Source organism: Actinomycetota bacterium (genome assembly GCA_018333515.1).
Classification (GTDB): Bacteria; Actinomycetota; Aquicultoria; order Aquicultorales; family Aquicultoraceae; genus Aquicultor.
In genome coordinates this window covers 14,760-37,673 of sequence record JAGXSZ010000002.1, presented here as the reverse complement: position 1 = coordinate 37,673, position 22,914 = coordinate 14,760, and the positions used below count along the sequence as shown (strand labels likewise).

At 55.2% G+C, this 22,914-nt stretch carries 23 protein-coding genes and 1 tRNA gene; 9 read left to right on the top strand and 15 right to left on the bottom strand.

Features of this window, described 5'->3' with window-relative positions; translation table 11 throughout:
- From KGZ93_00740 to pstA, 5 genes are all read left to right on the top strand, one after another.
- Positions 1–339, top strand: a 339-nt coding sequence (locus tag KGZ93_00740) for a winged helix-turn-helix transcriptional regulator (protein ID MBS3908151.1), incomplete at its 5' end; no start/stop codon positions are given.
- Positions 330–1,712 (top strand): HAMP domain-containing protein, encoded by a 1,383-nt coding sequence (locus tag KGZ93_00735; GenBank protein MBS3908150.1) that lies wholly within the window; start codon positions 330–332, stop codon positions 1,710–1,712. The genes KGZ93_00740 and KGZ93_00735, both read left to right, overlap by 10 nt.
- Positions 1,713–1,973: 261 nt before the next feature.
- Positions 1,974–2,885: a PstS family phosphate ABC transporter substrate-binding protein gene (locus tag KGZ93_00730; GenBank protein ID MBS3908149.1), complete on the top strand. Its 912-nt coding sequence runs from the start codon at positions 1,974–1,976 to the stop codon at positions 2,883–2,885.
- Positions 2,886–3,023: 138 nt separating this feature from the next.
- Entirely contained in the window at positions 3,024–3,932 is a 909-nt protein-coding gene (gene pstC / locus KGZ93_00725) for a phosphate ABC transporter permease subunit PstC (protein MBS3908148.1), read from the top strand.
- Positions 3,932–4,813, top strand: a complete 882-nt coding sequence (pstA, locus tag KGZ93_00720) for a phosphate ABC transporter permease PstA (protein ID MBS3908147.1) — start codon at positions 3,932–3,934, stop codon at positions 4,811–4,813. The genes pstC and pstA overlap by 1 nt, the downstream gene beginning before the upstream one ends.
- Here pstA and KGZ93_00715 read toward each other — a convergent pair whose 3' ends face one another.
- Positions 4,814–5,458 (bottom strand): cyclase family protein, encoded by a 645-nt coding sequence (locus tag KGZ93_00715; GenBank protein ID MBS3908146.1) that lies wholly within the window; start codon positions 5,456–5,458, stop codon positions 4,814–4,816. It abuts the gene before it with no gap.
- Between the two features lie 562 nt (positions 5,459–6,020).
- Here KGZ93_00715 and KGZ93_00710 point away from each other — a divergent pair.
- Positions 6,021–7,175, top strand: coding sequence for a hypothetical protein (locus KGZ93_00710; GenBank protein ID MBS3908145.1), 1,155 nt, complete (start codon positions 6,021–6,023; stop codon positions 7,173–7,175).
- 110 nt (positions 7,176–7,285) lie between these two features.
- Here KGZ93_00710 and KGZ93_00705 read toward each other — a convergent pair whose 3' ends face one another.
- The 4 genes from KGZ93_00705 to KGZ93_00690 form a co-directional block, all read right to left on the bottom strand.
- Positions 7,286–8,281 (bottom strand): transketolase family protein, encoded by a 996-nt coding sequence (locus KGZ93_00705; protein MBS3908144.1) that lies wholly within the window; start codon positions 8,279–8,281, stop codon positions 7,286–7,288.
- A 73-nt stretch (positions 8,282–8,354) separates the two neighbouring features.
- The gene (locus tag KGZ93_00700; GenBank protein MBS3908143.1) at positions 8,355–9,185 is read right to left on the bottom strand and encodes a transketolase; all 831 of its coding nucleotides are present in this window, start codon (positions 9,183–9,185) and stop codon (positions 8,355–8,357) included.
- A gap of 78 nt (positions 9,186–9,263) precedes the next feature.
- The gene (locus tag KGZ93_00695) at positions 9,264–10,373 is read right to left on the bottom strand and encodes a hypothetical protein (protein MBS3908142.1); all 1,110 of its coding nucleotides are present in this window, start codon (positions 10,371–10,373) and stop codon (positions 9,264–9,266) included.
- Positions 10,374–10,537: 164 nt separating this feature from the next.
- A tRNA-Val gene (locus tag KGZ93_00690) sits at positions 10,538–10,609 on the bottom strand.
- Positions 10,610–10,713: 104 nt separating this feature from the next.
- Between KGZ93_00690 and KGZ93_00685 the strand changes: the two genes are divergently transcribed.
- The gene (locus KGZ93_00685) at positions 10,714–11,898 is read left to right on the top strand and encodes a hypothetical protein (protein ID MBS3908141.1); all 1,185 of its coding nucleotides are present in this window, start codon (positions 10,714–10,716) and stop codon (positions 11,896–11,898) included.
- A gap of 323 nt (positions 11,899–12,221) precedes the next feature.
- Here KGZ93_00685 and KGZ93_00680 read toward each other — a convergent pair whose 3' ends face one another.
- Together KGZ93_00680 and KGZ93_00675 are read right to left on the bottom strand one after the other, a co-directional pair.
- Positions 12,222–13,562, bottom strand: coding sequence for a CCA tRNA nucleotidyltransferase (locus tag KGZ93_00680; GenBank protein ID MBS3908140.1), 1,341 nt, complete (start codon positions 13,560–13,562; stop codon positions 12,222–12,224).
- Positions 13,563–13,855: 293 nt separating this feature from the next.
- Positions 13,856–14,398 (bottom strand): tetratricopeptide repeat protein, encoded by a 543-nt coding sequence (locus KGZ93_00675; GenBank protein MBS3908139.1) that lies wholly within the window; start codon positions 14,396–14,398, stop codon positions 13,856–13,858.
- 515 nt (positions 14,399–14,913) lie between these two features.
- On the opposite strand from KGZ93_00675, the gene KGZ93_00670 reads away from it, so the two are divergent.
- A complete protein-coding gene (locus tag KGZ93_00670) occupies positions 14,914–16,206 on the top strand; it encodes an S-layer homology domain-containing protein (protein ID MBS3908138.1) in 1,293 nt (430 codons plus the stop codon).
- A gap of 147 nt (positions 16,207–16,353) precedes the next feature.
- On the opposite strand, the gene KGZ93_00665 is transcribed toward KGZ93_00670, so the two are convergent.
- The 6 genes from KGZ93_00665 to KGZ93_00640 all read right to left on the bottom strand — a co-directional run bounded on the left by KGZ93_00665 (position 16,354) and on the right by KGZ93_00640 (position 20,941).
- Entirely contained in the window at positions 16,354–17,187 is an 834-nt protein-coding gene (locus KGZ93_00665) for an ATP-binding cassette domain-containing protein (GenBank protein MBS3908137.1), read from the bottom strand.
- Positions 17,184–17,885 carry a hypothetical protein gene (locus KGZ93_00660; GenBank protein MBS3908136.1) on the bottom strand — a complete coding sequence of 234 codons (702 nt, stop codon included), beginning with the start codon at positions 17,883–17,885 and terminating at the stop codon, positions 17,184–17,186. Before KGZ93_00660 ends, KGZ93_00665 begins: the two co-directional genes overlap by 4 nt.
- A 16-nt stretch (positions 17,886–17,901) precedes the next feature.
- Entirely contained in the window at positions 17,902–18,609 is a 708-nt protein-coding gene (locus KGZ93_00655; GenBank protein ID MBS3908135.1) for an energy-coupling factor ABC transporter permease, read from the bottom strand.
- A 200-nt stretch (positions 18,610–18,809) separates the two neighbouring features.
- On the bottom strand, positions 18,810–19,325 hold the full coding sequence (locus tag KGZ93_00650) for a PilZ domain-containing protein (GenBank protein MBS3908134.1): 516 nt from the start codon (positions 19,323–19,325) through the stop codon (positions 18,810–18,812).
- 232 nt (positions 19,326–19,557) lie between these two features.
- Positions 19,558–20,244, bottom strand: a complete 687-nt coding sequence (locus KGZ93_00645) for a PilZ domain-containing protein (protein MBS3908133.1) — start codon at positions 20,242–20,244, stop codon at positions 19,558–19,560.
- A gap of 43 nt (positions 20,245–20,287) precedes the next feature.
- A complete protein-coding gene (locus KGZ93_00640) occupies positions 20,288–20,941 on the bottom strand; it encodes a thymidylate synthase (protein MBS3908132.1) in 654 nt (217 codons plus the stop codon).
- 169 nt (positions 20,942–21,110) lie between these two features.
- On the opposite strand from KGZ93_00640, the gene KGZ93_00635 reads away from it, so the two are divergent.
- Positions 21,111–22,067 carry an HD domain-containing protein gene (locus KGZ93_00635; protein MBS3908131.1) on the top strand — a complete coding sequence of 319 codons (957 nt, stop codon included), beginning with the start codon at positions 21,111–21,113 and terminating at the stop codon, positions 22,065–22,067.
- Here the strand turns inward: KGZ93_00635 and KGZ93_00630 are convergent.
- Together KGZ93_00630 and KGZ93_00625 are read right to left on the bottom strand one after the other, a co-directional pair.
- Positions 22,064–22,222 carry a rubredoxin gene (locus KGZ93_00630; protein ID MBS3908130.1) on the bottom strand — a complete coding sequence of 53 codons (159 nt, stop codon included), beginning with the start codon at positions 22,220–22,222 and terminating at the stop codon, positions 22,064–22,066. The two genes, KGZ93_00635 and KGZ93_00630, sit on opposite strands and share 4 nt — an antisense overlap.
- Positions 22,223–22,263: 41 nt before the next feature.
- Positions 22,264–22,770: a flavin reductase gene (locus KGZ93_00625; protein MBS3908129.1), complete on the bottom strand. Its 507-nt coding sequence runs from the start codon at positions 22,768–22,770 to the stop codon at positions 22,264–22,266.
- Between the last annotated feature and the right edge of the window lie 144 nt (positions 22,771–22,914).

Sequence of the window (22,914 nt, the reverse complement as noted above, 5' to 3'; positions counted from 1 at the left end):
CATAAGCTCAATAACCAGCCGACCATAATCGAACTGGGAGACATCAAAATCGACCCGGCCAAACACTCGGTCGCCGTCGACGGCAACGAGATCTCGCTTCGCCTTAAAGAGTTCCAACTACTTCACGTGCTCGCCTCAAAGCCCGGTGTCCTGTTCACACGTCACGATTTGGCGGCGCGCGTGTGGGGCCATGAGTTTTACTCGTCGAGCCGCACCATCGACGTGCACATAAGGCGCATCCGCAACAAAATCGAAGAGCACTCGCGCTTTTCCTTTATACAGACCGTACACGGCCTCGGTTATAAGTTCCAAGCCGAGGAGAAAATTCCATGCGAATAGGGCGAAAACTAGTCGTAAGCCACACACTGCTGGCGGTCTTGACCTTTGCTGTCACCAGCATCGTCCTCCGCTCGTCCCTCGCCTATTATCTGATAGCCGTCGTCGCGATAGGCGCGTCGCTGCTCGTCATCGGAACAAGCTACATGCTTTCGAACTCGTTTACGACACCTTTGAAGCGGATGATAGTCATGGCCGAGCGGATGGCCAACGACGACCTCGAGCAGAGATTGCCGGTTCGCGAAGGCGACGAGATAGGTGAGCTGTCGAAATCGTTGAACGAATTGGCCGAAAAACTAAAGGCGCGCATCGACGAATTGAGTACCGAGAAGGCCAAGTCCGACCTCATCTTCAACAATATGGCCGAGGGCATCCTCCTATTAAACCAGAACGGCGAGGTCGTGCTGACCAACCCTTCCATCGAGGGCATATTTAGTGTGGCGACCGCCGATGTCATCGGCAATCAGGTCGTTCATTCCATCAAGAACTACGACCTCGACCATGCGATTCAAGAATCAGCGGTGAACAAGCGCGAGGTCATAGACGAGTTGGCGCTACAGTCACCTTTTAAGCAGCTAAGAATACGCGTCATGCCCATTACGAACAGCTTGGGCGAAGACCAGACGCTCGTGGTCATCCGCGACATTACCCAGCAGAAACAGGTCGAACGATTAAGAAAAGACTTCGTAGCCAACGTATCGCACGAGCTTAAGACGCCGCTGACCGGTTTGAAGCTTTTGTCCGATAATCTCCTGCGCAGCATCGACACGGACCCCGCTTCGAGCAAGGTCTTCATCATGCGCCTGGACAAAGAGCTTAGCACGCTCATCAGCTTAGTGCGCGAACTCATCGACCTCTCCAAGCTTGAGAACCCGCAGGAGACCGCGGAAAGAATCCCGGTCGACCTAGAGGAAGTCGTCGTCGAGGTCTGCGCGAGTTTCTCCCAACTCGCGGCATCGAGCAACCTTAAGCTTGACTGGGATATCGCGAACGAAGTGCCCGGTATCGCAGGTGACCGGGAGCAGATTTTTACTTTGGTCAGAAACCTTGTCGACAACGCGATTCGATACACGCCCGCCGGCGGAAAAATCAATGTGCGTGTCGAGAGCGTAGCCGGGCTTGCGAGACTCGCGGTCATCGACAGCGGCATCGGACTGGCCAAGCGCGAGATACCGAGAATATTCGAGCGTTTCTACCGGGTAGACAAAGCCCGGAGCAGAGAGACCGGCGGCACTGGCCTCGGCCTCTCGCTCGTCAAACACATCGCCGAAAACCATGGCGCGATAATCGACGTTGAAACCTCGCTTGGCATCGGCAGCACCTTCTATGTAACCTTCCCCGCCAACCCGAACGAGACGCCCCGGGATATCGGATGAACCAGGCTTTTCGCGCACTAGAAAGCCGGACGGTCCCGGCATCGCGTTAGGCGCTCCCCAAGCTTATTGCCAGTTAACATTTTTTTAACAAAATGGTTACAACTTTTTCACCACATACCGTTGAAGCACGGCTATGCTTACCAAGGTGCTGTTCGAAGAAGGGCCCATAGAACGCACATCATACAAATTTTGTAGGAGGTTTACATGAGACTATTTTCGCGCGTATCACAGAAGCACTCACTCTATGCCGTTATCGCACTAATGCTCGTTCTCGCCCTAGCCGTCGTCGGCTGCAACTCGGGCGGCAAAACAGACACCGGGGGCGCCACCGGCGAGTCGGAGATCTCAGGCACCACTAAAATCGATGGTTCAAGTACCGTGGCCCCGATTAGCGAAGCGGTGGCGGAAGAATTTATAGCTGCCAACCCGGGCGTTCAGGTAACGGTCGGCACGTCGGGCACGGGCGGCGGTTTTAAGAAGTTCACCACCGGCGAGATTGACATCAATAACGCGTCCCGGCACATAAAGGATGAGGAGAAGGAAGCGGCTGAGAAAAACGGTATCGAGTACGTCGAGATACCCATCGCCTACGACGGGATTTCGATCGCCGTCAACCACGGCAATGACTGGGCTACATCCATAACAGTCGACGAACTCAAGAAGATATGGGCGCCGGACAGCACGATTAAGACTTGGAAAGAGGTTCGCTCCAGCTGGCCGGATGAAAAGCTCGTGCTCTACGGCCCGGGCACCGACTCGGGTACCTTCGACTACTTTACCGAGACCGTTAACGGCGAGTCCGGCGCGAGCCGCACCGACTATACGGCAAGCGAGGATGACAATGTGCTCGTACAGGGTGTAGCCGGCGACAAAGGCGCGTTGGGCTACTTCGGTTACGCGTATTACGCGGAGAACGCGAGCAAGCTCAAAGCACTCGCGATCGATGCCGGAGACGGCGAGGTCAAGCCCAACGACACCACCATCATGGACGGCACCTATAAACCATTCGCGCGACCCCTCTTCATCTATGTGAACAAAAAGGCGATCGAGCGGCCGGAGGTCAAGGAATTCTTGAGGTTCTACTTCACCGAAGGCAGGGCGCTCGTCGCCGAAGTCGGTTACGTACCGCTCAACGACGCGGAGTATGAGGAAAACCTAAAGCTGCTCGAATAACCCTGCGGGCGCTTATCGACGTATGTTACAATATCATGAGGCAAGGGCATCACCGGCGACCGATACGGCCGGTGATGCCAAAGCTTTTCAACGCAAGGAGTGACGTCTTTGAACGCTGAACAAAAAGCCAAAAACACAATGTTCGAATTGCCGCCCGCCAAAGTCAGAATGCGAAAGATCAAGGAGCGCCTCATCTATTCGGCTCTGCTCGGCTGCGTCCTGATGTCGGTGCTGACCACGGTAGGGATAATCTTATCGCTCGTAACGGAGACATATTCGTTCTTCCAGGAAGTGCCGCTCGTCGCATTTTTAACCGACACGCGTTGGACACCGCTCTTCGCCGACAAACACTTCGGTATCATGCCGCTCGTCGCGGGAACGCTAATCATCCTTGTCGGGGCGAGCCTCGTGGCGCTGCCTATCGGGCTGGCAAGCGCGCTCTACCTTAGCACCTACGCAAAACCGGGCGTCCGTAAGGTGGTCAAACCATTGCTGGAGGTGCTTGCCGGAATCCCGACCGTCGTCTACGGCTACTTCGCCCTTATGTTTGTCACCCCGCTCCTTCGCGCGTTCATCCCGGATTTGAGCATCTTCAACGCGCTCAGCGCGAGCATCGTCGTCGGCATCATGATAATCCCGATGGTCTCCTCGCTCAGCGAAGACGCTCTTGGCGCGGTTCCGCGCTCGCTGCGCGAGGCGGGGTTCGCGCTCGGGGCGACCAGATTCGAGGTGGCGACAAAAATCGTCCTGCCGGCCGGACTCTCAGGCGTCATGGCCTCGTTCATCCTGGCGATATCCCGTGCCATCGGTGAAACCATGATTGTGGCCCTCGCTGCGGGCGCAACGCCGAAACTCACCCTTAATCCCCTGGAAAGCATCCAGACCATGACGGCATACATCGTTCAAGTGAGCATGGGCGACACGCCACACGGCACAATAGTATATAAGACGATTTTCGCCGTCGGCATGCTCCTTTTCCTTGTAACGTTTGCGATGAACATCTTGGGGCAACTGGTGACCCGTCGCTACCGGGAGGTGTACGAGTAGTGGAAGAGGAATCATTGGCGTTCAAAAGACGACTGAAACGAAGGGCTAGGCTCGATGTGGCCTTCCACGGCCTGGTTCTCATGGCAACGGCGTTTGCGCTAATCGTGCTGGCGGCTTTGTTGTTCGACGTTTTCCGCAAAGGCCTCGGCTGGCTCGACTTCCAATTCCTGTCTAGCTTCCCGTCGCGCATACCGGAGCGCGCGGGTATCCACTCATCATTGATGGGAACCCTGTGGGTAACCTCGATAACGGCGCTCCTCACATTTCCGATTGGCGTCGCAACCGCCATCTTCTTGGAGGAATATGCCCCTAAGAACCGGTTGATGAATTTCATAGATATCAATATCGCCAACCTCGCCGGCGTACCGTCCATTGTCTATGGTATCCTCGGGCTCGCCATTTTTGTGCGCGGCATGATGCTCGGTCGCACCGTCTTAGCGGGCGCGCTCACAATGACTCTGCTCGTTCTCCCCATCATGATAATCACTTCGCGCGAGGCGCTTCGAAGTGTGCCGAGTTCGCTCCGCCTGGCCTTTCTGGCCATGGGCGCGACAAAGTGGCAGACGATACGCCACATAGTGGTGCCCGCGGCGCTCTCCGGCATCTTCACCGGCTCTATCCTTACAGTATCGCGCGCTATCGGGGAGACCGCTCCGCTCATCCTCATCGGTGCCCTTTCGTTCGTCGCGTTCGCCCCGAGAAGCCCGTTCGACGGGTTCACGGTTTTACCGATTCAGATTTTCAGTTGGGTCTCACGCCCGCAAGCCGAATTCAGCAACCTGGCCGCCGCTGCGATCATTGTCCTGCTCATCGTCTTACTCTCGATGAACGCGGTATCGGTATGGCTCCGGCACCGGTACGAGAAGCGAAACGGTAAATAATTACCGCCGGCCGAGCAGCACTCGCGCCGGCGCGCCATCGGCTCCTATGATCTTTAGCGGCAAGCACATTATCTCGTAGCGACCAACCTCGACCCCTGATAGATCGAGTCCCTCGACTATGACGATGCCGCTCTTAAGAAACGCGCGATGAACCCCGATTCCCTGATGATACGCGCCGACCGAGAGGTAGTCTATTCCGACGAGTCTCACTCCCGACTCGGCTAGGTACTCCGCCGCTTCCGGTGTGAAGTAGACGAAATCGGCGGTGAATTCGGGGCTCTCCCAAAGGGCCGAGTTTCTAGTCTTGCAAAGCACCCGGGTCTCCCCGACAATCCCGGCGGCTTTCAGCTCTTGCGGTGTGATGCTTTGTTCCGATTTAACCTCGATGACCACCGCCTCACCGACGAGCACATCGAGCGGCAGCTGCTCGACTGTCGGCGCCCCCTGTAAGAAATGGGCGGGCGCGTCGACGTGCGTGCCGGTGTGGCTGCCCATCCGAATGACCGAGACATCCGAGGACGCCCCCTCGCTTATCGAATGGACCGGCGCGCGCTCAAAGCCCGGGTCGCCCGGCCAGGTCGGCATCGACTCATGGATGCCGACGGAGATGTCGTAGATACTCGCGTATGCATGGTTTTCAACCATAATATCTCCCCAAATCGAACCATCGAACATTAGGTTGCTTGCACCCATTGTGGGTGCTACGGCTCCAAATATACGGCTGGCGCTGTGCTCTCGGGCGACCTCAGGCTTGATATGGCTACCACAAAGTGACGGTACTCCTTGCAGGCTCCGGCAGGTCAAGCTGCGGACAAGAAAATTCACTCCGTTGGTTTTCAACACAGCTCACGCCTAATATGGATATGAATTTCAATACTGTGGCGGCGCTCTCCTGTCACCGGACGCCGTTTTCTGTGTTTCTTGCGAAAAAAGCTATGCTGTCCCGCGCTTTTATTAAACTTTTAGGCTTCGAAGCATGGGGCGGCGGAAACGCAATCGGCGGTTCTCCATCAAGCGCAAGCAGTGCCAAACAACCACTTTATGCCATATAGAGCAGGGAAAATATTAGTTTAGTCGATGCCGCTTCGGGAAAAATTTGCATAGCCGTAACCGCCACGGGCCGCCCCATCTCACGGGTGACGCTTGAAAGAGGCGGTTTAGATTCACGGCATTTACTAAGCATAGTCTCGGCAAAGGAGGTGAATTTATGAGAAAAAGAATTTGGTTCATTCTTGGCGGCGCGCTCATAATGGTATTGGCGAGTTACGCTACCGTTTCAGCACTAACCGGAGGCTTTGCGGGCAGGACGACGACTGGTTGCGGCAATGGCGGTTGTCACTCTACGGGAACGCCGAAGCCTACCGCGACTATTGTCGGGCCGGCAAGCCTGACTACAGGAGAGAGCGCCCTGTACACGGTAACGGTCGTTGGCGGTTCGTCCACGACGGGAGCGGGCATCGATTTCGGTGTGACGGCGGGAACATTAACCGCGGGCACCAACACGATGCTCTCCGGCTCTGAAATCGTCCACTCGACAAAGGTCACGCGAACTTTTAGCTTCACGCTCACAGCGCCCGCGATAGCCCAAACGATAGCCTTAAATGGTGCGTTCGTCTCATCGGACAACGACGGCAGCGCGGGTGACGATACGTTCGGAGTGACCTCGATGACGATAACCGTCACGGCGCCGCCGACCACAACCACCACACAACCCACAACCACAACAACAACGCAGCCGCCGACCACAACAACAACGCAGCCGCCGACCACGACCACCACACAACCCACAACCACAACAACGGTCGTCATACCCGCTAGAATCGACATTGTGCCCGATTGTCTCATCAAAGATCGGCCGATGGCGGTGAGAGTATTCCTATACGGTAGCGCGTCGCTCGATGTCTCAAAGGTCAAGAGAGGCAGCATCAGGCTCGATGGCGCATCACCGACGTCGATCCCTAGGGTCCGCGCAGACCTAAACGGCGACGGCAAGCCGGACATGATGCTGATATTCAAAGCAGAAGACCTCGACCTCGAAATAGGCGAGCAGAACCTATGTCTCACCGGTATGACCGATGGCGGTAAGCACTTCAAGGGCTGTGACACCATATGTGTCAAGAGCGTTCGACCAGCCCACGCTACCACCTCGAGCACGAGTCCGGCTAGTTCGACGACCCTGAACACGACTTCATCGAGCACAATATCATCGAGCACCACCGGCTCGACCCAAGCGATGAACGCAACGACCGAATCTAGCACAAGCGGCTCGCGCCGGCAAGCACACCAACAGCTCAGCGACATGATCCGTGACGCGGCGCACAACATCGTCCGCGACCGCAAACGCGACCGCAGTTGCGATTAATCATCCAAACGCGCAAGGCTCACGCATAGACATGTGCCGCAGGAATCACAAAAAGAGGGGAGCGCTCCCCTCTTTTTGTTCCGCCGTACATGCTGTATATACCCGCTATTTCATCGAGCCTTACGCGCGACAGCCTGCGTCACGGCCTCCATGATATGTTCGACCGTGAGACCGTATTTATCCCACAGCTCGCGCGGCTCACCGGACTCGCCGAAGGTATCATCGACACCGACAAACTCCTGCGGCACCGGGAAACGCTTTGCCGACACCTCCGCGACCGCGCCGCCGAGACCGCCGTAAATCTGGTGCTCCTCGCAGGTCACAATGGCCCCCGTCTCTTTCGCGGCGGCGACTATCGTCTCGATATCGATGGGTTTTATAGATGGGCTATCCACCACCCTTACGGATAATCCGCATGCCGCAAGCCCTTCGGAGGCCTGCAGGGCGAGGTAGACCATCGTACCGCACGCGACGATGGCGGCGTCGTAGCCTTCCCTAAGCACAACCGCTTTGCCGATTTCAAACGGGGTCTCCTCCGTCGTGAAGACCGGCGTTTTTTCTCGCGCGAAGCGGATGTATACCGGGCCATTATGCCTTGCGGCGGCGAGAGTCGCCTTTCTCGTCTCGACCGCGTCGCATGGGGCCAGGACGACCATATTAGGTAGGCAGCGCATCATCGCGATATCTTCGAGGGCCTGGTGCGTTGCGCCGTCGCCGCCGGTCGTCAAGCCGGTGTGCGAGCCGGCGATTTTCACGTTCGCCTTGCTGTAGCAGATGCCGACCCGTATCTGGTCCCAGTTTCTGCCCGGCGAGAAGACCGCGAACGAACTGACAAAAGGTATCTTCCCCTCAAACGCGAGGCCCGCGGCCATACCCGCCATGTTCTGCTCGGCGACACCCGCTTCGATAAAGCGCTCGGGATAGCGCTTGGAGAATTCGATTGTCCGGGTCGACTCGGTCAAATCCCCGCTCAGCACCACTACATCGGGGTCGGTTTCGCCAAGCTCCAGGAGCGCCCGGCCATACCCGTCGCGCGTAGCCTCTTTCTCAATATCGTCGCCGAATAACGGCTCGACCAGACAGACGTCGTGGTTGACGATTTTCATAACCCCCTTAAGCGTGATAATCTAGCAGTCATGCACCGCAATTCCGCATTACACTTCTCGAATCTTAAATCCCTTATCCCCTCAACTTCTCTATCTCATTCCGTATCCGCGCGCCCTCGGCGCGCAGCTGCCCTATCGCGCGCTCACCCATCTCGGCCGAGGGCGCTTTGCCGTGCCACTCAGACTCGTTTTCCATGTAGTCGACCCCTTTGCCCGGAATCGTGTGGCAAATTATAACCGTCGGCTTCTCGTAGACCGCCTTGGCCTCCTCGCACGCCTCGATTATCCGGCGAATATTGTGCCCGTCAATCTCTATCACATGCCAATTGACAGCCTCATATTTCGCCCGTAGCGGCTCGAGAGGAAAGATGTCTTCGGTGTGCCCGTCGATTTGGATGTTGTTCCTGTCTAATAGCGTCGTCAGGTTACGCAATCTATGGTTGCCCGCGAACATGAGCGCCTCCCAGGTCTGCCCCTCGTCGTGCTCACCATCGCTCATCACGCAATAAACCCGGTAATCCTTATCGTCCATCCGCGCCGCCAGGCATCTCCCAATAGCCTGTGACAGCCCTTGCCCGAGGGGGCCGCCGGTATTCTCCAGGCCGGGCAGGGAGAGGTTATGGGGATGCCCCTGTAATCGGGAATCGATTTTGCGATAGGTCGGCAACTCGTCGATGGGGAAGTAGCCCGATCGCGCCATCGCCGCATAGCGTACCGCGCAGATGTGCCCGTTCGAGAGCACGAGCCGGTCGCGCTCCCCCCAGTCGGGGTTGACGGGGTCGTGTCTCATGATGTGAAAATAGAGTGCGGTAAAGACCTCCGCCATCCCGAGCGGGCCGCCGGCATGCCCGCTTCCGGCGGAAACCAGCATGCCGATGATATCCCGGCGAATCGTATTCGCCATAGCCTCAAGCTCGAGTCTTTCAAGGTCGGATATTGTCAGTACGCCACCTCCCCGATGTTTCAGAATAATCCCTTCAAACTAATCGCGCGCCGAGATGCTCGTCGTAAACGACCAATCCAGGTGGATAGGGTCATCGTCGGCAAGCGCTTCTATCTTTACCTCATATGCCGTTCCGCGCTCAAGCGGCGCCTTCGGGATGAGCGCCAGCGAGTCCCTGATAAACCGGTCGGAGTAGGGCAACAGCCGATAACACGGGATACTAACCCCGTTGGAGTCGCGCACTTCGTAACCGATGATCTTTATACTCCCGTATCCGTTAAACGTGACGGTTATGGGGTAGCCGACGGGGTATTTCTTCCCCGGAAGCGGGTCGGGAATCTCATCCCCTTTGAACTCAAAAGGCACGTCGCTCTGCCGGTCGACCGGATAGTGTACCACCCTTTTTACTTCGGAAAAACCCGGGTTGGCGAAGTCCATCACATAGGCGAGACGCTTCTCGACTTTGGCGGCGCCGAAACCCGCCTCGAAGACCCGCGGGCTTATTATCGGAAGGCGATGGTAGACGGTGTCGACCCAACCGTCGACCGCCCACTTCGGGTCGATTTGGAGCAAGTAGTCGTGTGAGGCCCAGCGCATGCTAGCCACCTCGGTAGCGTAAGTGAAATTATCATATCCAAAGAATTTTATCCGGTCCCACGGCCATATGCCGGTGAATCCCTCTTTGTCGGGCGACTCGTCGTGCCCGGACTGGGTGTGGGCGACGTTATATTTAGCATGGGCTTGCGCGGCCTTGTTTATCGCCTCGTTGAGCGTGACGTCCTTGAGGCCGACGAAGTCGCGATAGTAGTTAACACGCTCGAGGGCGACGCGCTGCTGCTCGGTCGGGTTGAGTTCGGGCTCTACCTTCGGATTGGTCGTAGTCGGAGAGATAACGACCCGCCATTCATCGACCGTGATTTTTCCGTCACCGTTGACATCGTGAAAGGGGCTCGCCAGCTCAAAGCCCGGCTTCTTACACGTCACGCACGAGGTCGAGATATCGGTAAACATGAATGAATCGGTAAGGTAGAGGGTGACAAAGAATACCAGCAGGGAGACGGCAACAAAATTTATCATCGCGCCCATGAGGCGCAGAGCCGCGTGCAAAAACCGCTTTCCGCCGTTCATCAATACCTCAATCGCTAGCATAAAATCTACAAGGCACCGTAATACGCTGGAACATCTACTTTAGATGATAACCGTTTTGGGCTTTTTTTAATAACGACGGGCTTGCCTGCTACGATTTACATTGGGGATATGCTTACGATAAAAGCCTAGAACCCCAATCTTGGCGATTCCAGGCCTCTGACCTGTGGGCGTTACTGGGATTGAACCAGTGACCCCTGCCGTGTGAAGGCAGTGCTCTCCCGCTGAGCTAAACGCCCGTATCATGTTTGGCAATAAGTGCCCTGATAGTTATTATCCCGAATTCTGGGGAAAACTCAAATAAAAGAACGATTGTCTTATAACGTTTTAGAAGGGAAGTCCAATGCGGGGCGGCGCGAAGCGAAGACTCATACTAGCGACACTCCTTATCGTGGTGCTCGCGCCCACCGCCATCGGCATCCTCGCGCTGCAAAACGGCCCGTGGACCCGCTCTCCCATCATCCAAAACGGGCAATCCTTTATCGCGGGGGCGATTCTCTCACGTATCGACCTCGTATCCGTTTCCAAGGCCGACGACTTACCGAGACCGACTTCGCTTTCCCCCGCAAAGCTCACCGCCCTGATAAACGACGACATAACCGTCGTCTCATCCTCGAACCTCGCAAGCCTGGAACGGCCGCGGAAAGCCGGCGGCTTCGTAATCGCGACCATCGAGCCGCTCGACCTCGTCGGCAAAAGCGGGGCGGCGCGGAGGAGACTCATCGAAGCAATCGACGCGGCCGCCGCGGCCGGAAAGGTAGATGCGATTGTCGAGGCGACCGCCTCGGATACTCTTCGCGGCGGCAAGTGGGGAGAGCGCGCGGTGAAGCGACTTCGCGCGGCCGGCGTAATACGCTGCGTTATTTTCGACGGCGCCCATCACGTCGGGTCTCTCGCGCTCGCGCCGGATATCTTGATTGTCCCCGTCACGAATCACGCGGGGGAGACTTACGCCGCGCACTGGTTTACGCGAGACGCCGTGCCGCTCAAGCTGCTCGAAGAGGTGCTTCGAGACAACAACATAGATAGCACGATCGCGCGATTTCCGCGCGCCGGCATCCCGATTAAAAACCGCAACGGCATGGCCCGGCTGGCGGCGCAAGCGATACGGGCCGCCGCAACGGCGGAAAAAACCGTCGCGCGGAGCACCGGCGGGGCGCGTCGCACATCCGCGATATCGACACAGCACGGCAATAAGCGCCATAAAGACGGTAGTTCGGGTAGAAACTCGCGCTTCGTGTCGATTACTATCGATTGTGAAAACAGGGGAACACAAACGGTAATGCCGCGTATCCTCAATGAGTTAAAGGGGAAGATTCGACTCGCCGGTCGAAGCAATAAAGAAATCGACCGTGTTTATCTTGGGTTAACAGCCGGCAACAGTCGCTTTCCGTATAAGAGTGCGGCTGTCGAATTCGACCGCCGGGAACTCGAGGGGTACCTCAATAAACACCTGCCATGCGAGATAACCGTCCTCTCCGAGCCGCTAAGCGTATGGGATATCTATGTAACACGCCTCGGCCTATGACCAATCATAGCGCAGTTTAGCTTGCCCGCGCGACTAAAACGCGGGTGCGCCCCCTTCCCTCTTTCCCCCGATTTTGCCCTCAATTGAGACTGAGACCTCGTATCAATTTATGACGGTTGAAGGCTCTTACTGGAAAGACTTGGGTTCAGTGGCTTATGCGCATATCCGGCTCGCACGAGGACAATCCGGCGTCGGCGCGAAACAACCAAGGCTAGACGCGCCGGCTCCCGCGAAACTCAAACACTTGTTCTATAGCAAACCGCGAGGCTCCTCCCTCCTCCTCTTTTCGCAGGTAAGCGGTTGGGGAAGTAGGGGTGGGTCGCTTATCCCTTGAGCCCCTTGTCCCTTGCCCACGTGTCGACAAGCACTAACGCTTCCTCTTTAGTGCTGATTTCGCCGTCAAGCCGCGCTTCGAGCAGCAAGCGCATTATCTCGCCGACCAGCGGGCCCGGGCCGATACCCAAATACTCCATAACCTCGTTGCCGTCGACGGGGGGGCGTATCTTCGCCGTCTCCTCTGCCGCCTCGAGTTCGACGATACGTTCTTCCAGCTCATCAAGGACGCGAAGCGACTGATTCATCTTTCGCGGGTTCTTAGTCGTACAGTCGGCTCGGATAAGCGCGTTGAGCTTCTCGCGCAAACTACCGGCGTCGCGAATATACTTTCGAACCGCTTTGTCGGTCCAGCCCATGCGATAAGTGTAGACACGCATGTGCTGGTAGATAAGCTCATAGACCTCGTCGATGAGCGCTTTCGGATATTTGAGTGCGCGCAACCTTTTCTTGGCCGCATAGGCGCTAACGTGGTCGTGGTTGTAGAAGGTCACTTTACCCTCTATTATCTCCCTAGTATCGGGCTTGCCGATATCATGAAAGAGCGCGGCCAAGCGAAGCGCCAGCTCAGGCTCGGTGCGTTCGACTACGAGCAAGGTGTGCTCCAGAACATCTTTATGGTGGTAATCAGGGTCTTGAGCGACCTTCAGCCGCGATATCTCAGGGACGAACTCATCGCTCAGGCCGGTCTCGATAAGCAGGCGCAATGCCTTTGACGGCTCGCCGCCCGTGAGAATCTTAGAGAACTCATCGCGCACGCGCTCGCTCGACACCCGCGCCAGCTCACCCTTGTATCGCCTTATCGCATCCCTGGTCTCATCGGACAAATCCATCCCCATCGTCGAGACAAAGCGAACGGCGCGCATCATGCGAAGCGGGTCATCCAAGAAACTCCGCTCGGGGCCGAGCGGGGTGCGTAACAACCGTTTTACCAGGTCATCTTGGCCATGGAAAGGGTCTATCAGCTCGCCTGTGGCGCGGTCCAGCGCCATCGCGTTTACGGTGAAGTCCCGGCGCGACAAATCCAATTCTATCCCGCTCTCGAACGCGACAACCGGATGCCGGCTTGCGTCTTCATAGCGCTCGCTGCGGAGTGTGGTAATCTCTATCTTCAATCGACCTTTTCCGAGAGCGACCGTCCCGAATTTTATGCCGATGAGCCACAGATTATCGGCCCAGGGCTTGACGATTTTTATGATTTGCTCGGGCTGGGCGTCGGTGGCGAAATCGAGGTCGTCATGGACTTGGCCGAGCAACGCGTCGCGAACCGACCCGCCTACCAAATATAGCGCCTTCCCCGCCTCTTCAAAGAGCCGGTTGAGCTCCCCCACGACCGGGTGTTCAAGCGATGCTCTTAAGTTGTCGAAGTCTAGTCTCTCGCCTATCGCTTATACCTCCCTTGGATAATTCTGGAAATTTACCGCTAAACATAACATAACTACTTTACCAGAAGGCGCTTATGCCTCAAAATCCGGTTTTTTGCCGCCCGAATTATGATATTGACGTTCAACTAGGACTGAATCTTCCCTTTCAGAAACTGTTCCATTGAGATTCTTGTTCTTTTACTATTAAAAAAAGCCCGCGCATGCGCGGGCTTTTATGGACTATCTATTCGCTAGACTTTCTATTCAAGAAACTCGAGCGCGGTTTGAGCGGCCACGTTCTTCGGGTCCAACTTCAAGGCTTTCTCCAAGTCGGCCTTGGCCTTATCTTTTTCACCGAGCTTCCTGTACGCAACCGAGCGGCTCAGATACGGCTCTACCCATTTCGGGCTCTCTTTAATAACGATGCTCAGCGCTTTTTCTGCTTGCTTCAGGTCGCCTTCTTGGAGCCTGATGAGCGCGATGCCGAAGTGTGCTTCAGGGTTTTTCTTGTCCATCTTTACGGCTGTATTTAGGTCTTCCAGCGCTTTGTTGACCTCACCGTTGTTGAAGTAGAGCCGAGCCCTGTAGACATGCGCGGACGCGGTCGGTTTTCCCATGTTGACCGGATTGAGCTGCTCGATCAGTACCACTTTGTTGAAGTGCTTGATAGCGGTCGCAAAATCCCCTTTGCTTTCAGCTATGGCCGTCTGCTCGACATACTGCTTCTTGGCCCTAAAGCTGCCGTATCCTGCGCCAACGATTACCGCTACGATAAGCAAGGCAATTATGATTTTACCCTTCAAAAAACTTCACCTCTTCTAATCCATCGCACGATGGTCCTTACCATTTCCAAACCGATTCGCGCTATCCGTGCTATAAATCGATATGTGTAAACTTTCTCAATATAGCACAAAAAAATAGAGACATGTACATCTTATAGTGCTTTATCCAGCCTTTAGTATAGCGCAGATTCGACCATTATCCAACATTATAAGGCCTTATTTTATTTGTAATTTGCCGCTTGAAGAAACTCTCTGCTAGCGCAAAGACGCGCCTAGCCCCCGGAATTCCGCTAATTTTAGCCATAAGCACTGGTCACAATATCGAATTCTCTTGCGGGAATCATTGTTTAAAAAGCCCGACCAGGGGTAAAAGCTAGTAGCTCCAGGAGCTTGATACCGGCTTAATAAGCAAACGGTATGCTGATAACTGCTGGTAGGGGTTGCAACAGTATGCATAGACTATCGGCTTAATATACAACCAAGCATAGGTTTACATAGGCCTGAAGGTTCAGGCGGGACTGAAAGGAGCGTCAAAATTGAAAAAATACACCGTTGTTTTGTTGATAATGGCTATGGTGGTAACGCTTGCGCCGGGGGTGCCGGTGCTTGCGCAAGATTATACAGCGCCCAATAACTATCATATGCTGTGGTCTGACCCCGACGAGAATAAGCCGATAGATATCAAAGAGGTCATGATGTCGGATAACGGGCAGGATATGATGCTGTTTGCATTCAGCACGCATAGACCCTTCGCTAAAACAGACCTCGCGAACCAGCGCATCTGCTTCTTTCTCGACACCGACCAAAACCGGTCGACCGGCATTGAAGGCGCCGACGGATTCGATTACATAATCGAGTTAGATGAAATTAACGGGGCGCTTTTTTTGCTCGTTCATGACAAACAAAGCGGAACACTCGCTAAACATATCTCCCCTGCCGTGACGCAACTGGCGAGCGGCGATATTGTGCAGGGTTTCATCCCTCTAAGCTGGTTCGGCAACATAGAGAAGTTCGACTGGAAAATGGAGGTCTTCGAGGCATCCGCATCGGAAACGACTCTACCGAAATCATATGATAAGGTTCCGGACAACGGCCATCACACCTATTCGATGTACAAACCGCCGGCTAGCCCGCCTAGCACCGACACGAGCACACCTGGCGGCGGTAGCACAACCCCATCGACGACAAATCCATCTAGTGGCGGTGGCGGTGGTGGCGGTGGCGGCACCGCCGCACAGCTGTCAGACCTGCTTAAAGCAGCTCCCAAAGACAAAGAAATCGCCGAGAAAGGAGCACAGAAGAAGGGCTTCAGTGATGTGATGTTAGACGACTGGTTCTACAGTTATGTAAGAGCGATGGTCGACACCGATGTCGTCGGCGGCTACGATGACGGAACATTCAAGCCGAACCGGGAGATAACGCGCGCCGAGTTCGCCAAAATGGTCTGCCTGGCGAAAGGCTGGAACCTCGAAAGCTCCTCCACCCCGCCCTCCTTCAACGACGTGGCGCAAGACCACTGGGCTTTCAGGTTTATCGAGACCGCGCGCGCGCGTGGCGCCATATCGGGTTATCCTGATGGGAGTTTCGGGTCGGAGAAGAAGATCACCAGGGCGGAATTGAGTAAGATAATATGCCTCGCTAACAGCTACAGCCTCTCGCAAGGACCGTGCGGTTTCAGCGATTGCGGCGAGCACTGGGCGTTGCGCTACATAGTGACCGCCAAAGTAAAAGTCATCATCTCGGGATATAAGGACGGGACTTTCAGGCCGAATACTTCGGCGACGAGAGCCGAGGTCTGCAAAATGCTCTACCAGATGATGCGGGACTAGACCGGCCATACGAGTGTCGCGGCGCCGTGCCATCGGATGCTTTTCACAACGGGGCCGTCAGCCGCTTTTCAAAACGGCGCCGCGACGCTCCAATTTCTCGTACCCCTTGGTGATAGAAGCCTTATGGTAAGCCGAATAATCCCGCGTTTAAGGCTTTTTTGTCAACGCGACTATTTCGTCGAGTAACTTCTCTTGGTCGTTGGTGTAATCTATGGATACACCCCGGTCGCGCAACCCGGAGATGAGCACCGTAAGGAGCGGCGGCTCGAGATTTATCGAGCGCAATAGTTCCGCCTCGGTAAAGACATCCTGCGGGGCGCCGCTTAAGATAATATTGCCTCGCACCATGACGTATGCGCGGTCGGCGAAGACCGGGACGATATTGATATCGTGCGTGGTCAAGATAATCGTCGTCCCATAGATCCGATTGAACTCGTTCAAGAGCATGAGCATATCGTGCTTCGATTTCGGGTCGAGACCCTCAAACGGCTCATCGAGAATTAGCAATTTTGGGTGGGCCACCATCGCCCCGGCCAGCGCCACCTTTTTCTTTTCGCCGCCGCTAAGATAGTGCGGTATCTTTGTTTTAAGGTCCGCTATCCCAATCCGCTCGATTATCTCGTTGGCCAGGGATTCTAACTTATCTTCGGGATAGCCGAAATTTCGGGGGCCGAAGGTGATGTCATCCCAGACAGTCGGCGCGACGAGTTGGTCTTCGACGTGTTGGAAGACGACACCGTAATTCTCGATGATATCGTTGAAATGCTTGCCGGGGTCGACACCGAAGACCCGGACTTCTCCTTCGACCGGTTTGAGCAACCCCATCAAATGTTGGAGCAGCGTCGTCTTGCCCGACCCGTTGGGGCCGAGTATTACGACTTTTTCCCCTTCCATGACACTAAACTCAAGCCCGCATATCTTGACGGTCGTCCGGTCGGGGTAGGTGTGGCTGACACACCCTATTCTGGCTATCTCGCTCATGCAAACACCGCCGTTGCAAGGACGGTAGCGCCCAATAAGACCGGCAACAGGCTGTATTTTATAGAATGTTTCCGAGCCGCGCTGACCGGCATCCCGCCACGGTAGCCCCGGATGAGCATCGCGTTCTGCATATTCTCGCTCAGCTCCCACGCATGGATGAAACCATGGCCGACGACTTTCCCCATGATATCGAGGTTCCCCACGACTCGCAGCGGCGAATACCCGCCTCGCATGCGAAGCGCGATTATCACCCTTTCCACCTGCTCCATCAGTATAAAAAACGAGCGGTATGTCACCAGCATCGCGTCTAGTAGGATGGTCGGAAAAATCTTGCGGCCCAAAGCGAATATCTGGGGATATGGGGTCGTGGTTATCAGCAAAAGCATGGATACCGCGGCTGTCACCGCTTTAAGGATGACCACGATGGGGGTAATTCCGCCGCCGATGCTGCTGACTGCGAAGATTAGACTAAATATAAACGCGTACCCCGCGAACGGCAGAATCCGCAGCACCGGGAGATTCGATATCGAGAACGTCGTCAGCAAAATAGCCAGGGCGATAACGAAGACTAAAGCCTCGGTGCTGATGACAACAGCCGCAATAACGAGCGCCACCATTGTGACCTTCGAGAGGGCCGACGCCTTGTGCATAACGCTGTCGCGATTGTACGCGAGATTATCGATGAACGCTATATCCAAAAGATCTCTCCCAAAGTCATCGGCCCCCGCGTTCTCTAGCCGGTGCTCCGACAATATCGGGGCGCACCCCCATGATAAACTTTACGATTAATCCGGTGGCGAGCGCTTCGATAGCTATGCCGATAGCCGCTATCGGCACAATAAGCGTGATGAACCTTCGCAGGGATATGGCGGCGGGCGAATCGACGACACTCTCCCTGATAGCACCCTCCTCTTCCCCCATCAGAATAAGCGCGGGATTTACTTGGGCTATGGCCACGACTCCCACCATAAAGGTTATCGTAATAATAAGCGTGAGCGTCGTTGCCAAAACCACCGGCAATACGGGCCTGGCGATGGCCCGGCGAACCATGCCGTAGAGCAGGTATCCGATAATGACCTCGCTTCCCACGACCATGGTATTAAGCCCTACTACCGTAATGCCTCCGTGCCCTATCAGCGCCAAAAACATATTGCTGATAAAAGCCGCCATAAAACCGAGCCACGGGCCGAGGACAATGCCCGCGAGAACGGCAAGGCCTAAGTGAAACGGGATAAATCCGAGCGGTATCGACTGTCCGATAAGCATGATGGCGGCTATTATTCCAAGCAGGGGCACTTTGCGCCTCGCCTCGGTCGATTTTGTGCGCGAAATTGCCAAACCCAGCATCGCGGCGGTCAGCACGTACCCGACAATCCACCAGAACACCGGGATAACACCGTCCGGCAAGTGTATGTGTGACATAATTCCCCCTTCAACGGCCGAAATTGACAGACTCTGCACGAATTGCACGCATGCGTGTGCACCGTGAACCTAAAACAGCAAAGCGAATACCCCTGATCGTTAGGTCGCCGCCTCGATGTTATGATAATTGTACCCAATAAGCCGGCAAGCCAATAGCGAAGCGCTTCTCCGCTACGGAACGTTCGAATATGCTCACGGCGCTAATCCCCCAAGCGCTCTTTTAAGAGCTGCTCTTCGAAGACATACTTTATTATCTTGTCGCGATTGACCTCACTGATGCGCCTGAAGTTAACGCCGATAAGATACCCCTTCTCTTTTCGTGCGGCCGACACCCGGACGGCTTCGCCGATAGCGTGTACTACGCCGCCGCCCGGCAGAATCATCTCCAGGTCTACCGTAGTGCTTCTCTTGATGATCCGGTCGACGATAATACCGATGCCGCCGCCCCCGATATCCTCCACTAAAGCCGGTTGGAACGTGCCGACACCTGTCTTATACTGTACCGACATCAACGGATTAGCGAGCCGGTAATAGGCCCGCCGCTGCACGAATTCGTACCGCGTGTCCAGCGCAAACTTGAATTCCTTCTTATCCCGGGATACCTCTTCAACCTCGGTCGGCACTAGATTTATCCCGTTTTCGTAGGGGATGGAAAACTTCAGGTCTTTGGCGAACGCGTTCGGCGGAGCCGGCTCCATGCCGAGCCACTCGCACAATACACGGTTTCCCGCGAGAAGATACTTTATGCCAAAGCTCCACGAATTTCCGAGGTCATCCGAGAGCCTTATTACTTGTCCAGCCTTGGGTAAAATTTTAAATGTCGTCACATGCCGATTGTATAGTGATTTAGATTCCGCTTCAATGGATGGGCTCCAAATTATTATCTTGCCATCGGGCTACTTGCGATAGCGATATTACTGCTCGCCGGGTGCCCGCGGAGGGCAAGGCTCAGGTCTTCGACTTGTCCTTCAAACGCGCCTGCTCCATATACATCGCTATCGTCTGCTGGTTGCGGGGGCTTATCGTGACAAACCTGATACCGACTCTATACATGCGCGGCATGTTGTCTTGAGCGATGCAGTGCGTCACCTCACCGGAAGCCGCTAACTGCTCGCTCTCTCCCGGCAGGTTTATCTTTATCTGCGCCGACACGCCTTGCTCGACGGGACCGGCGGCATAGACGAGAAGTCCGATGCCTCCCCTGCCGAGGTCTTCGACGGCGACACCCTTATAAATATTGCTCTTCCCATCAAACTGAACCCGGTAGCTAATATTCTCCCAGGTGCGAATACGTATAGACCGCCGCCGCCTCAAGAATTTAGCGTTTTCCGCCGGCATGAGCGCCAGGTATTCCGCCCCCAGTACGGATTCCTTGACGACAACCCTGAGTGAGCAAAGGTCGCGCGTGGTCGGTATGTAAACCATGGGGTTTTCGCTCAGTTCAAGGGTCGGGGCGACATCGGCCTCCACGCGGCGGCAAAAAAATACCGGGATGTCCAGCGCCATGACAATGACATACGCCACCGGCGCATCGAACTGGTTAAACTGGACATCTATCTTCGTGCCCGGTTTCAGTGTCGAGCGGATAGCCGGCCAATCTATTTTTTCAATCTCAAGCGGCAACATGTTTCCCATAGTCAGCCTATCGGCCGGGAAATCAACCCGCTTAAGTTACCGGCTATTTCTTGCCCAACCGCATATTCGCCAGCGGCCATGCATACTCATAAAGGTGGAGGCCTTTGGATACGGCGATAAGTTCACCATCATCGACGCCGATCTCGCTCGCCATAAATTCCTTCATTAACTGAAGACCCGCGAGATTGGCGGGGAACCCGCCCCACAAGTCCCATGAGCGAAAATAGACGAAGAAGTGGAGCTTACCATAGCGCACCCTCGTGTCGACCTGACGCAAACACGGCGGGTCTTCGAGATGAATCGATTCCCGGTCACAGACCGCCATGCACGCCTGGTTCGTACCGAGCCCTTCTTCTTTGTACATCCGTATGACCTCGTACAACTGCGGCTCCAGATACTCGCCGTAAGTGTACTGCTCGTTCGCCTGCTTCTCCGAGGTCATGAGATATCGCATGTAATCTTGGACATACTCCTCGGACGCCGGCGGCGTAAGGCCGAGCTGCGGCGGAATATCGGGGACGAGCGGCCTGACGCCGGGATGGGTTATTTGAATGGTCACGAAATCGAGTTCTTTTCTCCTGGCGCCCCGGTAGCTGCCGCGGTCGATGACATAGTCAAAGCCGTCCGCCACTGTGGCGTTTATCGCCTGAAACCAGGCGTCCGGAATATCGCGGGCGACAATCTGAGTAAGCTTCATAATCTCCCCATATCATATTCTGCAACACCGACGCGTGTTCGGCTTGAGAAGCCTCGGCTATTTAAAAACGTTTCCATATCTAGAATATACCAATAATATCTTTTGCGCGCCCGCTTAATATATAATGGGTGGAGCATTTCGAAGGGTTTATAAGGACAAGGGGCGCTTCATGACACAAGACCTTAACTCACTTACAGGCGGTGAGCACGTCGACGCTTGTTTTGTCGTCCATAGAAAAGAGAAGAAGCTGACGAAGGCCGGCAGCGCATACGCGGACATTATCCTTGGAAACAAAACCGGGACCATCGGCGCGAAGATATGGAGCGTGACCGACACGATTTACGACTGCTTCGACGTGGGGTCGATCGTCAAAGTCGCCGGCGTCGTCGAAGTTTACCAGCAAAAACCACAACTAAAAATCAGCAGCCTCGAGCCGGTTGTCGACGGCGAGACAGATTATTCGGATTTCATACCGACTACCGGCGCCGACACCGACGCCTTGCGAGCGGAGTTACTCGAAATCGTCGGCTCCATGAAAAACCCTCAACTCAAAAGACTGCTCCGGGAAATCTTCGACGAGCGCATGCTAGCGGAGTTTGCCAAAGCACCGGCCGCTAAAGGTTTTCACCACGCCTATCTGGGAGGCTTGCTGGAGCACTCGGTCGGAGTCGCCGGGCTTTGCGACAACATAGCCAAACTCTACCCAGGCAGAGTCAACCGGGACCTGCTGGTGGCGGGTGGCCTCGTCCACGATATAGGAAAACTGCGCGAGTTCTCTTATGCGCGGATGATAGACTACTCGACCGTCGGGAGACTCATCGGCCACCATGTTCTCGGCTACGAAATAATAAACGAGCGGGCCGGCAAGTTGGGTGACATCGATGCCGAAATCGTTCTTCAGCTCGGACATCTAATCCTGAGCCACCACGGTTCTTACGAAAACCAATCGCCGCGCAAACCAAAGACCATCGAAGCCCTGCTTCTGCATCTCTGCGACGACGCGGATGCCAAAATCAACGCGTTCCTGCTAATCGATGAGAAATCGGATGCCGGGGCGGAATGGAGCGCATACAATAAAGTCCTTGAACGCTTCATATACCTCAAAAAAATCGACGAGGAGGCTTAGACTTTTTCAAACTGATCTTTGTCGGCGCCGCACACCGGACAGACCCAATCATCGGGCAGGTCCTCGAACGCGGTACCGGCGCCGACTCCCGAATCGGGGTCGCCGTCCTCCGGGTTGTACACGTATCCGCAGACCAGGCATTCGTACTTGTCCATTTTCAATCGACTCCTTTCAATCGCTCTTCCATCTTAAAGAACTATTCCTTGATATAGGTCGGCGCGGCTTTGGGCGACTTGCCGCGTTTGACTTCGTGGTAGAAAGCATAGGTCATGGGCTTGCCTTCGGCAAGCAAATCGCAATCTATTACTCTTCCGAGGAACATCGTGTGGCTCACGGCATCCATGGCGCCGACAACCTCCGCCTCGATAAAGGCTGTGGCGTTGTCGAGAACTATCGGTACGCCGGTCTCTCCCGCGCGGTAGTTCACCCCTTCGAATTTGTCCAGATCCCTTCCCGATTTAAATCCGAAATGGCCGATAAACGGCATCGGTGTTTCTTCTGAGAGGACCGATGCCGAAAACACGCCGCTAACTTCGATAAATTCGTGCGTGAGGTTCTGCTTGTTTATGCAGATCGCAATGTTAGGCGGCTCCGACGTCGTCTGTATGACGGTGTTTGCGATTTGTCCGTTGAGCCGCTCTCCGCTCTTCGACCCTATGACATACATGCCGTAACTGATTTTTTGCAGCGCTTTAGTGTTCACGCATTCATCTCCTTCTTATGGTGTATTCCACCGCTTGAAAATTCTAAACGCCAAGTGCTTAAGTAACCGGCAACCCATAACCGTCATGGACGTTTCGAATCCCTCTTAAGCGAACCGGCGTTGAAGCCGTATATACCCGGAACC